The sequence below is a fragment of the Kribbella sp. NPDC058245 genome, from assembly GCF_042882005.1.
Classification (GTDB): Bacteria; Actinomycetota; Actinomycetes; order Propionibacteriales; family Kribbellaceae; genus Kribbella.
Genome location: NZ_JBHVWY010000017.1, coordinates 134,580 through 155,384, shown reverse-complemented (window position 1 = coordinate 155,384; position 20,805 = coordinate 134,580). Strand labels below are relative to the sequence as shown.

Sequence of the window (20,805 nt, the reverse complement as noted above, 5' to 3'; positions counted from 1 at the left end):
AACTCGTAGCCGAACAACTCAGTGGTTTTCGCGGCCTCGTTCACCGAACCAGCCGGCCAGGCGGCCGGCTCGGGAGATGGCGCGGAGGCGGCGGGCGGTTTGGTCGCGCAGCGGGCTGGGGGTGACGACCAGGAGGGAGTCCTTGGCGCGGAGGACGGTACGGCGTTCGGGGACGAAGGTTTTGTCGTCGCGGATGATCAGCGACACGGAGACGCCGGCGGGGAGGCGGAGTTCTCCGACCTCGACGCCGGCCAGGCGGGATTCGCTGGGGACGTGGACCTGGAGCATGTCGGCGCCGAGGGACTCCAGGGGTGCGACGTCGATCTCGACCTCGATGGCCGCGTTCTCGTCGAGGACGCCGAGTTTGCGGGCCAGCCAGGGCAGGGACGGGCCCTGGAGCAGCGTGAAGAGCAGGACCAGGACGAAGACGATGTCGAAGATCCTGGTGGCCTGAGGCACCTGTTCGGCAAGCGGGATGGTGGCCAGCACGATCGGTACGGCGCCGCGCAGCCCCGCCCAGGAGATGAACGCCTGCTCCTGCCAGGGCAGCTTGAACGGCGTCGCGGACACCACGACCGCGAGCAGCCGCCCGACGATCGTCACGGCGATCCCGATCACGAGCGCGATCAGTACGTCGTTGAGGCTGATCCGGCCGGGTGAGGCGAGCAGGCCGAGCATCACGAACAGGCCGATCTGCGCCAGCCACGCGAGCCCGTCGACGAACGAGCGGGTCGCCATCCGGTGTGGGAGCTCGGCCTTCCCGAGGACCAGCGAGGTCACGTAGACGGCGGCGAACCCCGAGACGTGGAGCAGGACGGTGCCTCCGGCGTACGAGATGATCGCGAGCGAGACGACCGCGAGCGGGTACAGACCGGCCGAGCCCAGGGCAACCCGGCGGATCAGGCCGACGCTGATCCAGCCGATCGCGAACCCGAAGAGCGCTCCGACCACCAGCTCGTAGAGCACCAGCCCGGCGAAGTACGGCCAGCCGTGCTCGCTGGTGGCGCCCGTGCTGACCAGAGTCACGAGCAGAACGGTCGGAGCGTCGTTCAGACCGGACTCCGCCTCCAGAGCACCCCGCAACCGCGGTCTGATCGGCACACGACGCAATACAGAGAAAACCGCGGCCGCATCGGTCGGCGACGTCACCGCACCGATCAGTACGGCGATCTGCCAGTCGAGCCCGAGGATGTAGTGCGCGATGCAGGCCACGACCGAGACGCTGATCGCCACGCCGACCGTGGCCAGCACGAGCCCGAGCGGCATCACCGGACGGACTTCGTTCCAGCGGGTGGTCAGACCGCCCTCGGTGAGGATGATCACCAGCGCCGCGAACCCGAGCGCATGCGCGATCTGTGCGTCCTCGAAGTGGATGTGCCCCGGCCCGGACTCACCGAGCAGCAGGCCCATCCCGAGGTAGATGAGCAGCGACGGCAGACCCAGTCGCCCGGACAGGCGGACAGCCACCACCGCGACCAGTAGCACCACGGCTCCGGCCAACAGGATCTGGTCGAGCTCTGCCACGTTCACGGTGTTGGGGCCTCTCGCTCAATCAGGTCCCGAGATACGAAGGCCCTGACGCATCACACGGCGCCAGGGTCTTCGGTCCTTCGTCCATCCCGGAGGATGGTTGGCGGTGGCGGAGGGAACCGTCGCCAGCTCCTCCCAAATCCCACAGCTTTCGATATATGGTCGGCCGGCCCCACACTTCGTGCGAGACCAACCGACCACATGGCGGTGGCGGAGGGATTTGAACCCTCGGACGGGGGGTACCCGTCACGCGCTTTCGAGGCGCGCTCCTTCGGCCGCTCGGACACGCCACCGCCGCAGAGGCTATCAAGACCTGTGCCCGGAAAAGAAATCGCGCAGCCGCGCACCGGCCTCATCGGCCATCACGCCCCCGAACACCTCGGGCCGATGGTTCAGCCGACGATCCCGTACGACGTCCCACAACGAGCCGACGGCACCCGCCTTCTCGTCGTACGCGGCGAAGATGAGCCGCTCGATCCGGGACAGCACGATCGCCCCCGCGCACATCGTGCACGGCTCGAGCGTGACCACCAGCGTGCAGCCGGTCAGCCGCCATTCGCCCACATGCCGGGCGGCCGCGCGCAGCGCCAGCACCTCGGCGTGCGCGGTCGGGTCGCCGGTCGTCTCCCGCTCGTTGTGCCCGCGGCCGATCACCACGCCGTCCGGGTCGACCACGATCGCACCGATCGGTACGTCGGGCAGCGCGAGCTCGGCTTCGTCCAGGGCGACCGCCATCAGCCGGGACCACTCGCGCTGCAGTGCCGGGCTAACCAAGAGCTTCGATCGCCTCGTGGAACTCGTTGCCGAACCCGAGCGCGTCCGCGACTTCCTCGAGCATCTCCTCGGGCAGGAGGTCGACGTCGTCACACAGCGCCCCGAGATCCATCGCGCTCATCCCGAGGTCCGCGACGATCGTCAGGTCACCGGCCGGGACCTGCTCGTCGTCGTCATCGGCCAGCGGAATGTCCAGCTCGTCGACGACCTGCTTGGCCAGCGGCCACTCGGTCGCCGCGGTCACGTCGGAGATCAGGAACCGCGCCCGGCCACCGTCCAGCCGGATCAGGATGAAGAAGTCCTCGTCGACCGAGATCATCCCGAGTACGCCGGCCTCACCGGGGTACCGGCGCAGGCCGGACACCACCGCGGCCAGGTCGGGCTCCCCGCGCAGCACCAACGGGGTGACGGTCCAGACCTCGTCCTCGGTGTAAGCCGCGACAGCGAAGTCGAGGTCGGTCACGAGCGGTCCCACTGTGGCATCGGACACAGGGTCATGGTGACAGAGTCCCGGAACACCCGGACGACCAGGCCATCACGATTACGTTTCGGCAGCGATATTCAGTGCCAGAAATCAGTGGTGGTACGTCGCTCTACGCATCGCCTCGCGGAGCCGGCGGACCCGGGCGCGGCGCGGGGCGATCCGGTCCCGCAACGCCTTCGCCTCCTCGAGTTCACGCAGGAACTCGGCCCGCCGGTGCAGCCGGTCCAGATCGCGGCGCGGCACCACCAACCGGGGCCGGGGCTGGTCGGGCACGTTCTCAGCAGCAGTCATCGGCACTCCCTGGAGGGCGAAGCAGGGCACAAACCAATGCACCTCCCATGGTAGGCCCGGGCAACCGCATTTGCCTGGCTGAGCAGCGTGGTTGGGGGTTAAGCACCCATAACCACGGTGCTGAACCCCCAACGGCGGTGGCTAGGCAGGCAAATGGTGGTTTCGCGGGGGGAAGGGGCGACGGTAGCGTTCCGGGTTATGCAGATCCTTGTGGTGGACCACCCGCTCGTTGCGCACAAGCTGACCACGTTGCGGGACGAGGCCACGGACTCGCCCACGTTCCGGCGGCTGACCGAGGAGCTGGTCACGCTGCTCGCCTACGAGGCGACCCGCGACGTGCGCACCGGCCCGACCACCGTGCAGACCCCGGTCGCCGAGGCCGACGGCGTGAAGCTGACCTCGCCGAAGCCGCTGGTGGTACCGATCCTGCGGGCCGGCCTGGGCATGCTCGAGGGGATGACGCGGCTGCTGCCGACCGCCGAGGTGGGCTTCCTCGGCATGATCCGCAACGAGGAGACCCTGGCCGCCTCGACGTACGCCGAGCGCCTCCCGGAGGACCTGTCCGGCCGCCAGTGTTACGTCCTGGACCCGATGCTCGCCACCGGCGGCACGCTGGCCGCCGCGATCCAGTTCCTCGTCGACCGCGGCGCCGACCACATCACCGCCATCTGCTTGCTCGCGGCCCCTGAAGGCGTCGAGCGCATCGAGCGCGAGCTCACCCACCTCAACATCCCCTGCAACCTGGTCGTCGCCGCGATGGACTCCCACCTCAACGAGAAGGGCTACATCGTCCCCGGCCTGGGCGACGCCGGTGACCGCCTCTACGGCGTCGCCCAATAACGTCCGAAAGACCGGAGGGCGGGTCTCCGCTCCTTCGGACGTTGCACGCACTCATCACCTAACGTCCGAAAGACACGCGCACGTGGTCGGCGTTCTTTCGGACGCTAGCCTCGTCCCCCAGCTAACGTCCGAAGGAACCGCATACGTGGTCGGCGTGTTTTCGGACGCTAGCTATCAGACGAGGGTGTTGCGGTAGAAGAGGTTGGCGCGGCGGTCGCCGGCTACGCCGGAGGCGAAGCCGAAGTAGAGACGTGCGGTGCCGTCGGTGGAACCGTAGACCGCCATGCCTTCAGCCTCGCGGTAGGTGAGGCTCTTACCGGCCAGCGTCAGGAACGAGTCGACCAGCTGACCGGCGTTGATGTCGTAGCACCAGAGCTTCGAGTTCGCCTTGGTCTCGTCCGGCTCCCCTGGGTACGCCTCCCCCTCCCAGAAGTACGCATAAGCGCCGTACAGGGTCCAGCCCTGGAAGGCGACGCCAGGGGTGAGCGCCGGCTGCTTGAAGGTCGCCAGCACCTTGGAGAAGTCGCCGGTCCGCGCGGCGGCCAGCGAGTACACGTTGATGTGCATGCCGTCCGACAGTGAGTGCCGCACTCCCAACTGACCGAACCGCTGGTCGACCGCGGGCGTGTAGACCGTCCCGCCCGACACCGGCTTCCACTTGGTGACCGAGGCCGGCGTCAGCGTCTGCCCGTCCTTCCACGGGAATCGGGTGATCTGCCGGCCGCGCCCGTTCGCGGTGTCGACGTCGGTCTCCGTCCAGATGTACGACGTCGTACCGGACGCCTCGGCGCCGATCGATACCGCATGACCGAAGCCGTTCAGGTACATGTGGCCGAGCACGGTGCCGGAGAAGTTCAGCTGGCTGAGCGTCAGATCACCGCTGTTCTCGGGCGTGCCGGATCGCAGTTGGCCGGTGAACAGCCGGTTGTTCGGAGTGTCGAAGGCGAACGACTGCATGACAGTCGGTCCCCACAGCGGCTTGCTGCGGAAGAACTCATTGGTCGTCGCGCTCATCTTGAAGCGCTTGGAGGCGGGCAGGTCAAGACTCCGGGCGGAGGCGGTGGGGACGCCAAGAGCACCAGCGGCGAGAACCGCGCCAGCACCCGTCAGCAACCCACGGCGGGAAATATTGTCCATGCCGAACGATAACTTCCGTGAACTACTCACGAACAGGTGTTAGAAAGTCTCCGGGAGATCAGGGACCTCGAGCGACACCAGCTGCGCCGAGGTCGGCGTCTTGAGCTCCGACATCCGGTGCGCCTGCCGCTCGGTCATCGCCTGGAAGATCTGCCGCGCCGACCGCCCGTTACCGAAGCCCTCGCCGCGCGGCAACTGCTCGAACAGCGTGCTCAACGCCGCCCGGGCGTCGACGGTCAGCTCGTACTGGTGGCCGCGCGCCTGGTGCTCGACGATCCCGACCAGCTCGGCCGCGGTGTAGTCCTCGAACTGCAGGGTCCGCGTGAACCGCGAGGACAGACCCGGGTTCGAGCCGATGAAGCGGGACATGTCGTTGACGTATCCGGCCACGATCACGACCAGGTCGTTGCGGTGGTCCTCCATCAGCTTGACCAGCGTGGCGATCGCCTCGGCACCGAAGTCGTTGCCGATCCCGACCGGCGCCAGCGAGTAGGCCTCGTCGATGAACAGCACGCCGCCCAGAGCCTGCTGTACGGCGGCCTGCGTCTTCGGACCGGTATGACCGACGTACTCGCCGACGAGCGCCGTCCGATCGACCTCGACCAGGTGCCCCTTGCGGAGCAGGCCGAGCGCCTTCAGGATCCGGCCGTACAGCCGCGCGACCGTCGTCTTACCGGTACCCGGGTTGCCGGCGAAGACCAGGTGCCGGCTGAGCGGCGGCGCCGGCAGACCGGCCTCCTCGCGCATCCGGACGGTCTGCATCAGTTTCACCATGGACTGGACGTCACGCTTCACCCGGTCCAGCCCGACCTGCTCCTCGAGCTCAGCCAGCACATCCTCAAGGGTCTCGTCGTCCGGCGGCATGCTCTCGTCGAGCGCCCCCGGCACGTGCACCTCAGGAGTCGACGCTGCCCCCGCCGCGGCCGCAACAGGCTTCTCGCGCACCATTGCGACGCCGTCGATGGTGCAGTCCTCAAACACCGGTACGGCGCCGTCCTCCTGGCCGATCGCCTCCGAACAGTCCCTGATCCGCAGGTGCTTGAACGTCGGAGCCGCCGTCTTCGCCAGATGCAGAGCCGGGTACTTCGTCCCGGTGACATCGCAGTCCGTGTAGGTCCCACCGGCCTTCTCGGCCACGTAGATCCCATTCTTGGCCACCGTGCTCACTCGCAGCCCGGTCACCGTCGGAGTCGCCTCGGACCAGATCACCAGGCCCGATCCCGCACAGTTCTCGATCGTGCTCGCGTCGATCGTCGCCGCCGCACCCGTGCCGACCACGATGCCGGCCGCCTTGGTCCCGCTGACCCGTACCGCATCCAGCGTCGCCAGACCCGCCCCGGCCAACTCGACGCCAGTGCCCACAGTCCCCGTCACCGACGACGTCCGCACACTCGTGGCCGTGGTCGACTCGAGCCGGATACCCGTCCCGCCACCGACAATCCGGCAGTCCTCGGCATCGGCATACCCGGCGTCCACGGCCGACAGCCCCGTCAGCCCCACGTCCTGGATCCCGCACCGGATGAGCTCGACCCGCGCCGACGCGGTCACGTGGATGCCGTGTTCAACGCCTTCGCGGACCTGACAGTCGGTCAGCTTCACGTTCGCCGTACCGGTCAAGTGCACTGCGCTGTACGCCGGTCGGTCGAACCTGGTCGCGGTCACCGTCGCCGTCGCGGAATCCGAGACCAGTAAGCCGTTTGCGCCCGCATCGGTGATCGCACAGTCCGACGCGATCAGCTCGGCACTGTCCTGAGCGACCAGCCCGCTGGCCCGCGAATCGCGAACCCGGCAGTCAGTCAGTTCACTGCGCGCCGATCCGGTCGCGTGCACACCAGGCCCACCGGCCTTCTCGATCCGGATGTCGGTCAGCGTCGCCGTCGACCCGTCCTCCAGCAGTACGCCGGCCATCCCGGTCTGCTTGATCGTCCCGTCGGTCGACACCAGCCTGCTGGTCCCGCGCAACCGGAACCCGTATCCCGAGGTCTGGTTCAGCCGCAGCCGCGACGCATCCAGAAACGCCGGACCAGACAGTACGACGCCGATCCCGTCGACCGTGTCGATCACGGAGTCCTCGATCTTGGCCTGGACCCGCCCGGACAGGTGGATCGCGGCCAGCCGTCCCTGCTCCAGCCGGGAACCACGCACCATCAACGTGGTCACGCCGTACCCGGCGAGGTCGGAACCCTGCCCGGTGTTTTCGTTGCCTCGGGCATGCACTCGGCCACCGTTGATCGTGCAGTCCTCGATCATCAGGCCAGCACCACCAGCCACCCCGATCGCCGGAGCACCATCGTCGGCCGGCGCTTTGATCGTCAACCCACGCACGGTGCATTCGAGGCCTTCGGCAACGACCGTCGGTTCACCACCCGGTACGCCGGTCACCGTCACCTGGCCGCCTCCCGGCTCGGCCACGACCGCGACCGAGCGGTCCAGGCGGAGCTGTTCGGCGTACTCGCCACCGGCCACGACGATCACGTCGCCAGGCCCTGCGGCCCGCAGGGCGTCGCCGATCCGACGGAAGCTGCCACGCCCCTTCGGGCCCACATAGCGAGTCGTCACGGTGTTCCTTGGGGGCCGGGGACGGTAGGTACGGGGGTGACGCCTGGCGGCAGAATCACACCGCCCTGAGTGATCGTAGGCTGCGGGGCCGGCGGCGGAGGCGGCGGCTGCGTCGGGATGTGCGACCAGGGCGGGTCGATCCGGCCGCGGATCTCGGGCGTCAGCAGCGAGCCCATGCCCTTCTCCCAGAGCCGCAGCGGCATGTTCAGGACCATCTCGCCGATGCCGCCCTTCTGGATGTAGCGGCCGATCGAGTACTGACCGATACCGGTCCGGAGCAGGCCGATGCTGTTGGCGGCCACCAGGCTGGCCACCGCCGTGATGCCACCCTCGGCCACGGCCTGCCAGCCGTACACCTTGTGGCTCTTGCCGTCCGAGCCCGGTACGCCGAAGATCGCGGCGTTCATCGCACCGTTCACGAAGGCGGTGAACGGCAGCAGCATCATGCCGAAGCTGTAGTCGAAGACACCCGCGCGCCACTTCACCGCGCCGGTGTTGGCGGCCCACTCCGCACCCCAGGTGGAGGTGTGGTTCATCGGCCGGTTCGTGATCAGCTTGCCGCCGTCGAGGTTGCTCATGTTCTGCTTCATGTTCCGGAAGAAGCTGCCGAACATCTTGGTGTCGGTCAGGGCCGCTCCGGCGACACCCTTGATCGCCGTACCGACCGCCGCGTTCATCAGCGCCTTCAGCGCATCGTTGCCGGTGAACGGCTTGTTCTGCGCCTCGGCGACGATCCCGGCGATCATCAGCGACGCCGCGTAGTCGAGCAGGAAGTCGAACGTCATCGTGATCGCGAGCTTCTGGGTGAGCAACCGCGAGAACGGCGCATAGTTCGCCTCCCGCAGTACGGCGCTTCCACCTGGAATGAGGGTCTTGTCGGCAAGCGTCCAGTCGGACTGCATCAGCCACGGCTGCCGCTGGACGTCGCCCACCCGGGTGTTCCAGCCGCGGAACTCGGTCATCTGACCGCGGAAGTCGAACTCGTTGCCGGTGAGCCGCAGTTGACCGTCACGGAACTCGAAGACCAGACCGTTGTCGGAACGCTCGCCGATCACCCGGCCGGTGTTGTCGTAGAGCTTCCACTGGCCGTGGACCTTGTCGGTCTCGAGGAAGTTGTTACCCGACGCCGCCCGCTCGCGGACGACCTTGTCGAAGTCGAATTCCTTCCACTGACCACGATCCGTGTGCCCGTTGGCGTCCAGCGTGTACTCGCGGACGCGTGTCGGACGGCCGTCGCCGATGTGCGTTGGCGTCTCCCGCAGCAGTTGCGCCGGAGTGGTCGGCGTCGCCGGAACGCTGTCACGGAAGTGGGTCGAGCCAGCGGTCCAGTTGTTGCCCCAGGTCCCGTCGGCCTGCAGCCATTGGCGGTTTAGCTGCGTCGACCCGACGACCTCGACACCCTTCTTGTCGAACTCGCGAGCCACCCACCGGCCGCCGTCCTCCCACGACTCGATGAAGCGGCGCTCGTCGAGCATCCGGCGGTCGCGAATGAGGTTGCCATCGGCATCGAAGTCGCGGAACGAATTGTCGTAGCTGATGCTCTCGTCGCGGGAGCCCTTGAAGTGGAACCGGTCGCCCTCACGGCCGGCGACCTGGACGCCGTTCTGATTCAGCTCGTGCCAGCGCCAGCTCGACGAATCGGCGTTGCCGGTGGCAACGACGTACTTGTGCTGGCCGATGTTGGCCGGGTCCGGGACCCGGTGCGACATCCCGACGACGTTGCCGTGCGCATCCCGGTTGACCCAGGCGTGGGTGTCCATCGGGTCCGGGTACTCGCGGACGACACCACCCGGCCGGCTCTCGCGGAACATCCGCCAGCCCTGACCGTCAACCTCGGCGAAGTCCTGCCAGTCGTTGCCGTTGTGGACCCGCCACCCGTTGACGTCACCGGCAGTCCACGGCGTGTCGGCGTGTGCACCTGGTCGCGGGTTCGGATGCGGGTACGGCGTGGCCGGAGCGGTCGCGTGGTCGCCAACCTTGAGCTCGGTGCCGTCGTGCAGTTTGCCCTTGGACCGAACGAACGCGCCGGCCATATCGACGTCAACGAAGGCCTCGTCGACACCGATGTACCGGATGCCGTGCTCGGCCGCGCCCGGGCCGCCGCTGGTGTTCCAGCGGAAGATCTGGAAGCGGTTGTCGTTCGCAATGTGCGCGACGCTACCGACGGTCGGCGGGTTGTCCAGGAGGGTCCTCCGGACCCAGACCGGCGGCCGCTGGTCGCCCTGCCGAACTGCGGCCAGCAGGGTGCCGTCGGGCAGCAGCTCACCCTTGCCGATCGCCTTGACCTGCGGCGACAGCAGCTCGAACGAGCCGTCCCGCGTCGGATGCGTGACACCCGGCTCGAGCTTGAACTCCTTGTACTGACGGGCCGAGTCCGGACCGTGCCAGGTGCCGAACTTCTGCTGCGCGACCCGGCTAACCTCGGCGTTGCCTTCCATCACCCGGACAGTGTCGGTCCAGCCCTCACCGATCTTCTCGAACGACCGGTTGCCCTGGGCAACGTGCAGGAACTGCGCGTCGTACCGGTGCCAGGTCCAGGCGCCACCGTTGCGGAGGGCAATGACGTGGCCGGTGATCTCCTTGTCGGCCTTGCCCAGCGGGCCGAGCTGATCGGCGATCGGGTTGTCGTACTTCTGCAGGCCCTGCTGGTAGCTGCGCGCCGTGTGCCAGTTGTGGTCGATGTCCTGCCAGGCGTTGCCGGCGGTGGCGTGGTGCCGCTTGCCCCAGTTGGTCAGGTTGCCGTTCGCCTCGTACGTCGTCCAGGTCGTCCGGCGGTTGGTCGAACCGAAGCCGAGCGTGTCGGTCTTGCGGAAGCTGTCCAGGATCTCGTCACCCGGCAGCCAGCGCCGTTCGAAGACCTCGACCTCCTTGGCGGTCGAGCTCTGCAGGCGGATCCGGCCGTTGTCCAGGCCGACGATGTCCACCTTGCCCTGGTGGAACCCGAGGTTGCCGAGCGTGCCGTCGTCGGCGACCCGCTGCCAGGTGTTGTCGGTCCGGTTCACGACGTACTTGAACTGGGTCGCCTGGTTCTCGCGGACGACGCGGAAGCCCTGCTCGGTGATCTCGCCGGACCGGTTGAACTGGTGGAACTCACCGTTGCGCGGCCGGCCCGGCATGGTGATCTCGATCCGGATGTTGCCGGTGTTGTCGATGGTCGCCCGGTGCGGGATCGGCATCTGTACGCCGGCATTGTCTGCCCAGGTGACGACTCCGTTGTTGTCGCGAGTGATGCGGCCGCCGCCCAGCGCGGCGTTGTGACCCGGCACGTCGGTCACCTCGCGGAGCAGACCGCCCTGCATGTCGAAGACGTCGTGACCGTTCGTCCGCGCAATGTGGATCTCAGCGCCGTGGATCGTGGCGTTGCGGCCCGCCACCGGCTGGAACGCGTTGTCGAGCCATTGCGAGTTCTGACCGTTGACGTGCAGCCAGCCGTTCTCGCCGGGGAGCTGGATCTGGCGGCCGAAGCTCTGGAAGACCCCGTTCCCGTCGAACTGGTCGAACCGGGCGTTATCGACGACCCGGTAGCCGCCCTGGACGCCATGGACGGTCGCGGTGTCGCCGTTCGGGCCATGCAAAGTGAGCGTGTTGTTGACGTCGTGGACGACGACCCGCTGAGTCCCGGTGTGCGGGTCCACCACCGGCACGTGTCGCTCGACATAGCCACCGGCGCCGTCAAAGTGCCGGCTGACACCGTTCGCGTCGACGATATGGAAGGTGTTGGTGCCGTCCTGCGCCAGGTGCACCGTGCCCGGCCGCGCGGCCGCCGCATCGTCGACGAAGCGAGCGCCACCATCGGGCGTCCGGTACAGGTAGGTGTTGCCCGGGTTCGCGGGGTCCTGCACCCGGATCCCATGCGCGCGACCAAGTCCGGCGTCGTCAAACCACCGGACCGTGAGCGTCGAGTCGTCGAACATCCGGAACTGCCCGTTGCCGAACGTCTCTAGGCGGTGCTGCGGAAGCGGCGTCCCGTCCAGATCCACGGCACGCAGTCCACCGGCGCCGTCGGCCTCCGTGAACAGCGTCCCCCGCAGGTGCAGGTTGTCCGCCAGCGCGACCCCATCACCGAGGTGCGCACCATCGGCGCCGTACCGCTGCATCTGACCGCGCGTCCCGATGACTCGGAAGCCACCGTCCTGTACGTCCACCACCCGGAACAACGGACCGTCGGTCCCTGCCACAAACGCGTGACCCTGAACCGGGCGGACGACCCACTGGTCCTGGAACCGACCGCCGAGCGCGAACTGGTTGTTGAGGTGAGCGCCATCCGGACCGAAGCCGTAAGCACGGTTGCCCTCGACAACACGGAACTCGCCAGCCAAGTTGTCCAGGTGCGTGTTCGGGATCGGTACGCCGTGGACGTCCACGACCTGTGCACCCTCAGTGAAGCGCAAACCACGTGCATCCTGCAGTACGACGCCATCCGCGACGTGGACGCCGTTCGCGCCGTACCGTCCCGTCTGGCCGTTCGGACCGACCACTCGGAAGCCGTTGTCACCGAAGTCGTGGACGACGAACTGGTTCGCGTTCGGACCGGTGACGTGGGCCTGGCCGCCGTGCGGACGGATGACCTGGCGGCCACCGAAGACACCACCGAGTTGGTGCTGCTGGATCTGCGGCATCTGCAGCATGTTGACGGTGACCGGATCCTGCGCCCAGGCGCCCGGCTGCGGCAACCGCATGAACAGATCGCTGTCGTGCAAGACGTTTCCACGCAGCTGCGCGGCCAGGTCGATCAGGTCCGTGCCCTTCCACGGTCCCTTGCTGAATGCGGTCTCGCCACCGTCGATCTTGACCGACACCGTGCCGGCGTCGACGTCCTTGCTGATCTGTACGTCGAGCTTGTCGCCGTACCCGGGCTTGTTCAGGGTGTGCGTGGTGATGTTGCCGTCGGCACTCTTCGTGGTCGTCACGGTGACGTCCTCGAAGCCCTCCCAGCGGTTGACCGAACCATCCTCGAACGCGCGGACGAAGTCGTCGTACGCCGTGTCCAGCTTCATGCCTGGCCACTTCTCGGTCAGCAGGTCCGCGATCTTGCCCGGCGGGATCTGCTCGGCCTTGACCGGGATGATCCGCATCCCGTCCTGGATCCGGTCCGGCCCGGTCCGGGTCAGCGTGGTCGGCGCGAGCGTGACCTCCCACTGGCTCGGGTTCCAGGCCTTGGCCGCACCTTCGCCGGGCTCGTACCCCTTCGGGTAGGCCAGCGACAGCTTGCCGTGCCCCGCCGGTACGTCGATCTCGAAGACGAACCGATTGCTCGCGGCACCGTTCTTGGCCCACTCCTCCTGGAACCCGATGTGGTTCGAGGTGGAGCTCGGCAGCCGGTCGACGAACTGGCCGGCCTGCGCTGCCTCCGGGTCCATCGACACCCCGCGGTACAAGGTCATCTGTCCGTCCGGGCCCTTGAACAGAAGGTCCCGGGTGACGTTGTTGAAGTCGTTGACCTTGGCGGCCAGCGTTCCCTCGTTCAGCGCGGAGGGCTTCACGAACCCTTCGTAGCCACGCTTGGACGTGAAGGCGCCGCCCATCACGTCCTTCATCATGTTCTCGACGGCCTTGTCGTCGAGCGCCGCCGTGAGGTGCGTCCGTGACGAGTCGACCTGCGAGGTCCAGCGCGCCAGTCCGTCCGGGTCGTTGACCAGGTGCGGCGGCGGCGGCGCCGGGCCGAGGTTGCGGGTGGCCGTCTGCACCGGACCGATGAAGTCACCGTCCCGCGTGTAGTGCAAAGGACCGCCTGGCGTGGCGACGAACAGGTCGTCACCGGACAGCTTCCGCGGCCAGATCCCAGCGCCGTCGAGCGAGCCGTCCAGCTGACCAGCCATTCCGCGCAGGTTGATGACCTCGCCGGCCAGCGGGCCGTCGGTCAATGTCATCGTGCGGCCGATCAGGTTCGGTCGGCCGCCGAAGCCCAGCCGGAAGGTCCAGGTATCCCCGGCGAGCTGCGCGCCGCCCTCGCCGACCCGGGTGACCACGACCTCGCGGCCGTTCACCGCTCCATGGAAAGCACCCGCCTGGGTGCCCGAGAAGCCGACCACGCCGTTCTCGACCTGGAACGAAACATTGCCGCCCGGTACGTCGAAGAACTTGCCGGCGCCCTCGCCCCGCGGCCGCTTAACGGCCCCCTGGAGATCGGTCTGGAGGTCGTCGAAGTCCATCGAGTGCTTGCGCTTGAACGCCGCCCGGCCGCTGTCGAAGTCGGCCCGCGCGGAGTCCAGATCCATCCTGACCTGCTGGCCGACGGAGACGTCGGCCGAGTGCCCGTCACCGCGTCCACCGTGCAGGTTGACGTTCAGGTCGGCGTCGTTCAGGTTGTACTGCGATTGCCGGATCCGCGCGAAGTCCTCCATCCGGACGTCGACCATCGCGTCGGTGTCGCCGGCCCGCTTGAAGACTCCTGTCTTCGCGGCCAGGTCGGCGTCCCATTGCGAGCTGAACGTCTCCGCGCCCTTGCCCTTGCCGCTCCAGGCCGCCGGCTTCGAGATCGAGACGAACAGGTCGTTGTCGTGCAGCGTCCCGGCCTTGAGGTCGGTCGCGATGTTCGCGAACTGCTCGCCGCTCCAGCTGTGGTTGAACGTCGACTTGCCGTCGGCGGTCGCGGTCACCCGGACCGAGTCGGCGTCGAGGTCGCGCGTGACGACGATCTTCAGGTCGTTGCCCGCGAACCCGGCCTTGCTGATGGTGATCTCGTGGACCAGGTTGCCGGTCGTCTTCGAGGTCGCCGTGACGCCTTCCATCCCGGGGAACTTCTGCACCGACGCCTGGTCGAACGCCTTCGCGAAGTCGTCGAACGCCTCACCCGAGTCCAGCCCACTCCACCGCTCGGTGAGGTAGTGGCTGATCTGTTCCTCGTTCATCTGCTGCGCGCGCACCGGGATGACGGTCAGCCCGTCGCGCTCGAAGATCGGCTCGCTGGTCCGTTCCAGGATCGTCGGCGACAGCGTCACCTCGAACTGGCCCTGGTTCTTCGGCGCGGCCTCGCCGACGCCGCGGGCGTAGTCGTCCGGGTACGCCATCGCGAGCTTGCCGTGCGTCTCCGGTACGTCGATCTTGAACACGGCTCGCTTGCTCAGATCGGTGTCCTTGGCCCACTGGGGCTGGAACTTCCACTCGCTCGACGTCGAGACCGGCAGCCGCTCGATGAACGTGTCCGCCTGCATCGCGGCCTTGTCCATCGCGAGACCGCGGTACACCGTCGTCCTGCCGATCTTGCCGTCGACCAGCAGTGAGTGGGCGACGGTGTTGAACTGCAGCACCTCTTCCTCGAGCGTCCCGTTGTGGAACGCCGAGTCGACGTACCCGCCGTACCCACGCTTGGAGGTGAAGGCGCCCTGGCTGATCGAGTGCATCATGTCGCCGACGTCGTCGAGGTCGCGCGCCGCGGTGAGGTGGGTGCGGGAGATCTCGGCCTGCGCGGTCCAGCGGGCTAGGTCGTCGCCGATCAGACCCTCCGGCGGGTTCACCGGCGGCAGGTGGTCGGTCCGGGTCGCGCCGATTCCCACGAACTGGCCGTCGCGCGTGTACTTCGCCGGTCCGGCCGACGACGGGACGTGGAACTCGCCCGAGAGGTACTGGACCGGGACGTTGCCGCCGGCATCGTCGTACAGGTGTGACTGGCTGGGCAGTCCGACCTCGATCTCGGCACCGAGACGCTTGCCCTCGAACGGTCCGCCGGTCAGCGTCAACTCGTCGCGGTTCAGGATCGGCATCTGTGTGCGCTGGTTGATCGAGAACTCGAGCTGGCGGGTCATGGTGCCGTCGAAGGAGGTCTCGGTGACCTTCAGGATCCGGCCCTCGAACGAACCGGTGAACGCATTGGCGTTCAGGCCGGTGAAGTTGACGACACCGTCGTCGACCTTGAAGAACGTGCCGCTGCCGGCGATCTCGACCGGCCGCGGCTGCGAACCGCCGGCGACCAGGCGCGGACGGTCCCGAAGCGAGTCGGCCAGCAGGTTGTCGAGGTGCTGCTGGATCCCCTCGACGTTCATGCCCGGGTACTTCGCCTCGAAGAGCTGCTTGGCCGTAGTGAGCTCGCCCATCGCCGTGCGCAGGTCGACGCGGGCCAGGTCGCCGACCGATGCACCGCTCGACGGGCCCTCGATGCGGTTGCCGTTGATGGTGAAGTTGTCCAGGGCCTTGCCGAGGTCGTTCTGCGCCTTCTGGACCGCCGTGAAGTCGTTGGCCTTCTGGAGGACGAGCGAATCCGCGTCGCCCGGCTGGCGGAACACGTTGGTCCGGGCCAGGCTGTCGGCGTCCCAGGCATCGGAGATCTGCGAGCCACTGGCGCGCGTGACGTTCCACTCGGCGGGCTTGGCCAGGTTCGCGAACTGCTCGTTGTTGTAGAGCACGTTGCCGCGCAGGTCCGTGGCCAGGTTGCGGAAGTCGGTCTTGGACCAGGTCTGGTTGAAGACCGTCTTGCCGTCGGTGACCATCGTGACGCGGACCGAGTCGGCCTGCTCGTTCCGCATCACGGTGATGGTGAGCTCGTCTTTGAAGCCCGGCCGCTGCACGTGGATCGTGTGCATCATGTTGTCGGTGCTCGTCGTGGTCCGCGTGATCGCGTCGTCGAGGCCCTCGAAGTTGCGCAGGTTCGTCTGGCTGAAGGACTTCGCGAAGTCGTCGAACGCCGTGGCCGAGTCCAGACCCTTCCACTGCTCGGTGATCAGCGACTCGAGCTTCGAGGTCGGGATCTGCTCGGCCTTGACCGAGATGATCCGCATCTCGCCCACGAAGCGGTCCGGCGCACCGGTCCGCACCAGCGTCGTCGGCGCCAGCGTGAACTCCGACTGGTCCTGGTTCCAGGCCCGCGCCTCGGAACCGCCGGGCGAGTAGTGGTCCGGGTACGACATCGCGAGCTTGCCGTGACTCGCCGGTACGTCGATCTCGAACACGACCCGGTTGGACAGCACACCGTTCTTCGCCCACTCGTCCTGGAACTTCATCGAGGTCGAGGTGGAGATCGGCAGCCGCTCGGGGAAGCTGTGCGCGAGCGCGGCCTCCGGGTCCATCGAGACCCCGCGGTAGACGGTGATGTTGTCGGCCGGACCCTTGAAGAGCAGGTCTTCGGTGATCGTGGTGAACGCGCGGGCCTTGCCGACCAGGGTGCCATCGGCCAAGGCGGTCGGGTTGACGTACCCGCCGAACCCGCGCTTGGAGGTGAACGAGCCGCCCATGACGTCCTTCATCAGCGTCTCGACGCCCTTGTCCGACGCGGCCACGGTCAGGTGGGTGCGGGACAGCTCGACCTGCGTCTCCCAACGCGCCAGCGCGGCCGGGTCGTCGAGCAGGTGCGGCGGCGGGGTCGGCTTCGGCAGGTGGCCGGCCACGTTCTCGGCCGGACCGGTGAAGGCGCCGCTTCGGTCGTAGGTCATCGGCCCGTGCGGTGAACCGACGGTGATCGTGTCGTCGGTGACCTTGACCGGGAACGACTTGCCGTCGAAGGTCATCGCACCGCGGTCGAACTGACCGAGCTTGCCCTCGAGCGCGACCGGCTTGCCGTCGAACAGGCCGCCGTTCAGCGGGAAGGACTCGCCGATCTGGTTGGCGCGGTTGCCGAAGCCGAGGTTGTAGGTCCAGCTCTGGCCGGTCGACTCCTTGCTGATCTTCAGCGTCGTGCCGTTGACCGCCGAGGTGAAGTCGTCGGCGTGGTCACCGTGCAGGGTGATTTGCTTGCCGTCAGCAACGTTGAACTTGACGCCGGCGTTGCCCGGTACGTCGAAGGTCTGGGTGCGGCCGCCACCGAGCAGCCGGGGGCGCTCGTTCAGCGACTGGGTGGTGATGTCGTCGAGCTGCTGCTTGAGCCCGTCGACGCTGAGGTGGTGCTTGTCCTCGAACGCCGCCTTGGCGTTGTCGAAGTCGCGCTGCGCGCCGTGCAGGTCGATGTGCACCTGGTCGCCGACGGACGGACCGCTGGAGGGTCCGTCGATCCGCTGGCCGTGGATATCGACGTTCTCGTGCGCGATGTCGAGGTTCTTCTGGGCGTTCTGCACCGACCCGAAGTCCTGCATCTTGCCCTTGACCGCGAGGTCGGTGTCGCCGGCCTTGTGAAAGACGCCGGCCTTGGCGGCCAGGTCGTTCTGCCAGTGCGCGGTGATGTTCTGGCCCTCGAGCTTGCCGGTGGCGCTGTAGTTCCAGGAGGCGCCGTCCTTGCCGAGGATCTGCACGCCGCCGCTGTCGAGCCCGCGAACCTTCAGACCATCCGGGACAAGCTTGCCGTCCAGGCCCGTGACGTGGAAGGTGCCGTCGGAGCCCTTGACCACAATCTGGTCGGTCGGCCGCAGTACGCCGTCAGTCTTGGTGAGCCGGATGCCCTGGTCGATGACGATGCCGTCGCTGCCGAACCGGGTCGTCGCGCCGGTGGAGGTGTCGGTGAACCGCACGTGGCCGCCGCTGAGGACGTCGAGCCGCCCGTTCGGGCCACCGCCGTGCAGGTTGAACTGCGTCATCCCGCCGTCGAACCGCTCCACCTTGATCACCGCGCCCGGGTGATCCGGCAGACCGCTCAGCGGGATCTCGGACTTGCCCGGCGAGAACGAGTGCCCGCCACTGCCCGGCGTACCGGGGGTTCCGACGGTGCCCACCGTGTTGCCGACACCAGGAGCGCCGACATGACCCGGCCCACCTACACCCGGCGTACCGATATGGCCGGGGGCGCCGACTCCCGGCGTACCAACGTGGCCCGGCCCGACTCCCGGCGTACCGACGTGGGCGTTCGGCACGAGCGAGGTCTGGACCGGGACCTCGGTGCGCGGGAGGTTCACCGGCTGAACGTGGGCGGTGGCCGGCGGGGAGGCGAGGTTCTGGGTTCCGGCCAGGCCGGGGTTCTCGACCTTGACCTGGGTGGTCGGGGCGCCGACCTTGAGGTCGGCCGGGCCGCCGTGCAGGAGGTTGAGGGCGCTGTTCACGCGGTCGACGGCCGGCGGGGTGACCGATGCCAGGTGGCCGTTCGTCGCGCCGCCCGAGTGCAGGATCTCGTCGATCGAGCTGGTGAAGTGCTGGGCCTGGAAACCGTGTCCCGCCCCGTCGCCGATCGCCGTGGCGAAGTTCGGCGAGACGCTCGGCGCGTTGTTCCGGATCCCGGAGTTGACCAGGTCGCCGATGCCGCTCGACTGCGGGTTGGAGACGTGGAGCGAGCTGACGTTCACGTTCGGCTGGGCGACGTTCGCGTTGCCCGTGAGGTGCCCGAACGTCGAGCCGTTGCCGACGTCCGCCGTACCGTGCACCAGACCGTTCGACGGGAGCACCGGGGTCCCGACGTGGGTCGCGCTCGGCATGCCCTGGACGAGGCCCTCGATGCCGTTCACCCCGTTCACCGACGGGGAGGCGGAGTGCAGACCGGAGATGCTGGTCGAGACGTTGCCGACGCCGTTCAGGGACGGCGTACCGGCATGCATCGCCGGGATGTTCGTCGACACGTTGCCGACGTTGCCGAAGGACGGCGTACCGGCATGCATGGCGGGGATGTTCGTGGAGACGTTGCCGACGCTGCCCATCGACGGCGTACCGACGTGCATGGACGGGACGCTGGTCGACACGTTGCCGACGTTCGCGGTGACCGGGATGTGCAGGCCGCTGGCCGTCGTCACGGTCGGCGGGTTGACCGCGCTGACCCCGACATTGGTCGGCGGCAGCGGCGCCATCGGCGCGAGGTGGATCTCGTCGATCGCGGTGAACGCCTTGCCGGCGCCGAACCCGGAGTCGGTGGCCAGACCGAAGTTGTTGATGTGTACGGCGGGAACCAGTTTCGGCGGTTCCATCGCCTGGTGGAAGAAGTTCTTCAGGTTGTCGACGAACGACAGGTTGCCGGTGTGGATCGGGGCCGCGCTGATCCCGCGCCCGATCGCCGCCATCGTCGGCATCCCGAAGACGTTCTGGCCGAACACACCACGACCGATGACGCCGACCTTGAGCGCCGAGGTGAAGGACTTGAAGTTGCTCAGCCCGAGCGCCTGGAAGGCGCGGATGTCGTCGGCCGCGACCGGCAGGAAGATCCGGGTCCATTGCAGGTTGCCGAAGTGCGCCGAGATGAACTTCCCGGTGCCGGTGATCGCCGTACCGATGCCCTTGCCGATGGCACCGATCCCCTTGCCGACCGCGGACAGCCCGGCCGAGAAGGTCAGCGAGAGCTTGCTGAAGGCACCGAGCGTGATCGTGCCGAAGTTGTTCACGAAGTTCGCGGCGCTGACCGGGAAGTTGTGCAGGTTCTTGATCACGAACAGGCCGGTCTCGCGGATCGAGAGGTTGACCAGGCTGCCCAGCCCGCGCAGGCCGGTCAGGCCCGACATCAGGAAGTCTTTGCTGAAGATGTTCCGGAAGGTGTTCGCGATCCCCTTCACACCGGCGCTGATGCCGCTGGCGACACCCTTGATGATGCTGAAGATCGGGAGTGCCTTGGTGGTCGGCGCGATCAGGCCCAGACCGGCCAGGAACAGGTCGAGGAAGCTGGCGTCACCCTTGGCGACGTCGACGATCGTCTTGATGAACAGCGCCAGGTTCACGCCGAGCGCGATCAGGGCGATCGGGCCGCCGAAGATCAGCGCGGGGATGATCAGGATGATCGCGAGCCACTTGAAGGCTTCCCAGAACGCCTCGCACTCCGAGATCGGCAGCTGGATGTCGGAGACGCCGTTGATCCGGCCGGCGTAGCCACCGGCGGCACTGGACTGGTCCCGTCCGGCCTGCTCGGCGACACCCTTCTGGCGGTCGCGCTCCGGGTCGTCCTCGGCCAGGCCGCGACCGGCGGCCAGCGCGGCATCCGCCGTACGCTGATAGCCCTCGACCGCTGTCCGCCACTCGCGCAGGGCGGTCGCCGCGGTCTCGAAGGCGTTCGCCACGTCCTCGACGTGGCCGCGCAGCCGGCCGTCCACCTTGCCGCGCAGGGCGTCCGCGGTGGCGCCGACGAAGACGCTGTCGTCGTTCTTGTTCATCACCGTGTCGACCGCGGTCATGATCTCGCGGGCCTTGCCGCCGACCTTCTGCAGCACCTCGGCCAGCTGACCGATGGTCTCCGGCTCCCCAGGAGTGGGGTCCCCGCCCAGCCCGATCGCATTCCAGTCGCCCGGCCGTGGCATTCATCCCCTCCTCACGAGTCGGTCTTCCCGCCGTACTGACCACGGACGAGCCGGCCGGGAAGTTCATTCTGAATCGAAATGAACCTGGACGCCCGTTCCGGCGTGGTCACTACGTACGCGTGAGGT

Annotated in this window: 8 protein-coding genes and 1 tRNA gene; 1 reads left to right on the top strand and 8 read right to left on the bottom strand. The window is 67.7% G+C overall.

Annotated features, from left to right (window positions below):
- Positions 1-18 precede the first annotated feature (18 nt).
- The 5 genes from ACFVWG_RS33210 to ACFVWG_RS33190 form a co-directional block, all read right to left on the bottom strand.
- Positions 19-1,530, bottom strand: coding sequence for a potassium/proton antiporter (locus tag ACFVWG_RS33210; RefSeq protein ID WP_391547417.1), 1,512 nt, complete (start codon positions 1,528-1,530; stop codon positions 19-21).
- Positions 1,531-1,732: 202 nt separating this feature from the next.
- A tRNA-Ser gene (locus tag ACFVWG_RS33205) sits at positions 1,733-1,823 on the bottom strand.
- Between the two features lie 13 nt (positions 1,824-1,836).
- Positions 1,837-2,265: a nucleoside deaminase gene (locus ACFVWG_RS33200; RefSeq protein ID WP_391547416.1), complete on the bottom strand. Its 429-nt coding sequence runs from the start codon at positions 2,263-2,265 to the stop codon at positions 1,837-1,839.
- 31 nt (positions 2,266-2,296) lie between these two features.
- Entirely contained in the window at positions 2,297-2,794 is a 498-nt protein-coding gene (locus tag ACFVWG_RS33195) for a tRNA adenosine deaminase-associated protein (RefSeq protein WP_391547415.1), read from the bottom strand.
- Positions 2,795-2,878: 84 nt separating this feature from the next.
- Positions 2,879-3,079, bottom strand: coding sequence for a hypothetical protein (locus tag ACFVWG_RS33190; RefSeq protein ID WP_391547414.1), 201 nt, complete (start codon positions 3,077-3,079; stop codon positions 2,879-2,881).
- A 198-nt stretch (positions 3,080-3,277) separates the two neighbouring features.
- Here ACFVWG_RS33190 and upp point away from each other — a divergent pair, with 198 nt between their 5' ends.
- Complete coding sequence (gene upp / locus ACFVWG_RS33185) at positions 3,278-3,919, top strand: uracil phosphoribosyltransferase (protein ID WP_391547413.1); 642 nt, start codon at positions 3,278-3,280, stop codon at positions 3,917-3,919.
- A gap of 174 nt (positions 3,920-4,093) precedes the next feature.
- Here the strand turns inward: upp and ACFVWG_RS33180 are convergent, their stop codons facing one another.
- The 3 genes from ACFVWG_RS33180 to ACFVWG_RS33170 are packed head-to-tail and all read right to left on the bottom strand — an operon-like array spanning position 4,094 to position 20,679.
- On the bottom strand, positions 4,094-5,056 hold the full coding sequence (locus tag ACFVWG_RS33180; protein WP_391547412.1) for a hypothetical protein: 963 nt from the start codon (positions 5,054-5,056) through the stop codon (positions 4,094-4,096).
- Between the two features lie 39 nt (positions 5,057-5,095).
- Positions 5,096-7,615: a right-handed parallel beta-helix repeat-containing protein gene (locus ACFVWG_RS33175; protein ID WP_391547411.1), complete on the bottom strand. Its 2,520-nt coding sequence runs from the start codon at positions 7,613-7,615 to the stop codon at positions 5,096-5,098.
- A complete protein-coding gene (locus ACFVWG_RS33170; RefSeq protein WP_391547410.1) occupies positions 7,612-20,679 on the bottom strand; it encodes a hypothetical protein in 13,068 nt (4,355 codons plus the stop codon). The genes ACFVWG_RS33175 and ACFVWG_RS33170 overlap by 4 nt, the downstream gene beginning before the upstream one ends.
- Positions 20,680-20,805: the final 126 nt, after the last annotated feature.

Bases quoted from the DNA above. Each gene is read 5' to 3' on its own strand.
- ACFVWG_RS33200 (WP_391547416.1), bottom strand. From the start codon at position 2,265: ATGGCGGTCGCCCTGGACGAAGCCGAGCTCGCGCTGCCCGACGTACCG.
- ACFVWG_RS33190 (WP_391547414.1), bottom strand. From the start codon at position 3,079: ATGACTGCTGCTGAGAACGTGCCCGACCAGCCCCGGCCCCGGTTGGTG.
- upp (WP_391547413.1), top strand. From the start codon at position 3,278: ATGCAGATCCTTGTGGTGGACCACCCGCTCGTTGCGCACAAGCTGACC.
- ACFVWG_RS33180 (WP_391547412.1), bottom strand. From the start codon at position 5,056: ATGGACAATATTTCCCGCCGTGGGTTGCTGACGGGTGCTGGCGCGGTT.
- ACFVWG_RS33170 (WP_391547410.1), bottom strand. From the start codon at position 20,679: ATGCCACGGCCGGGCGACTGGAATGCGATCGGGCTGGGCGGGGACCCC.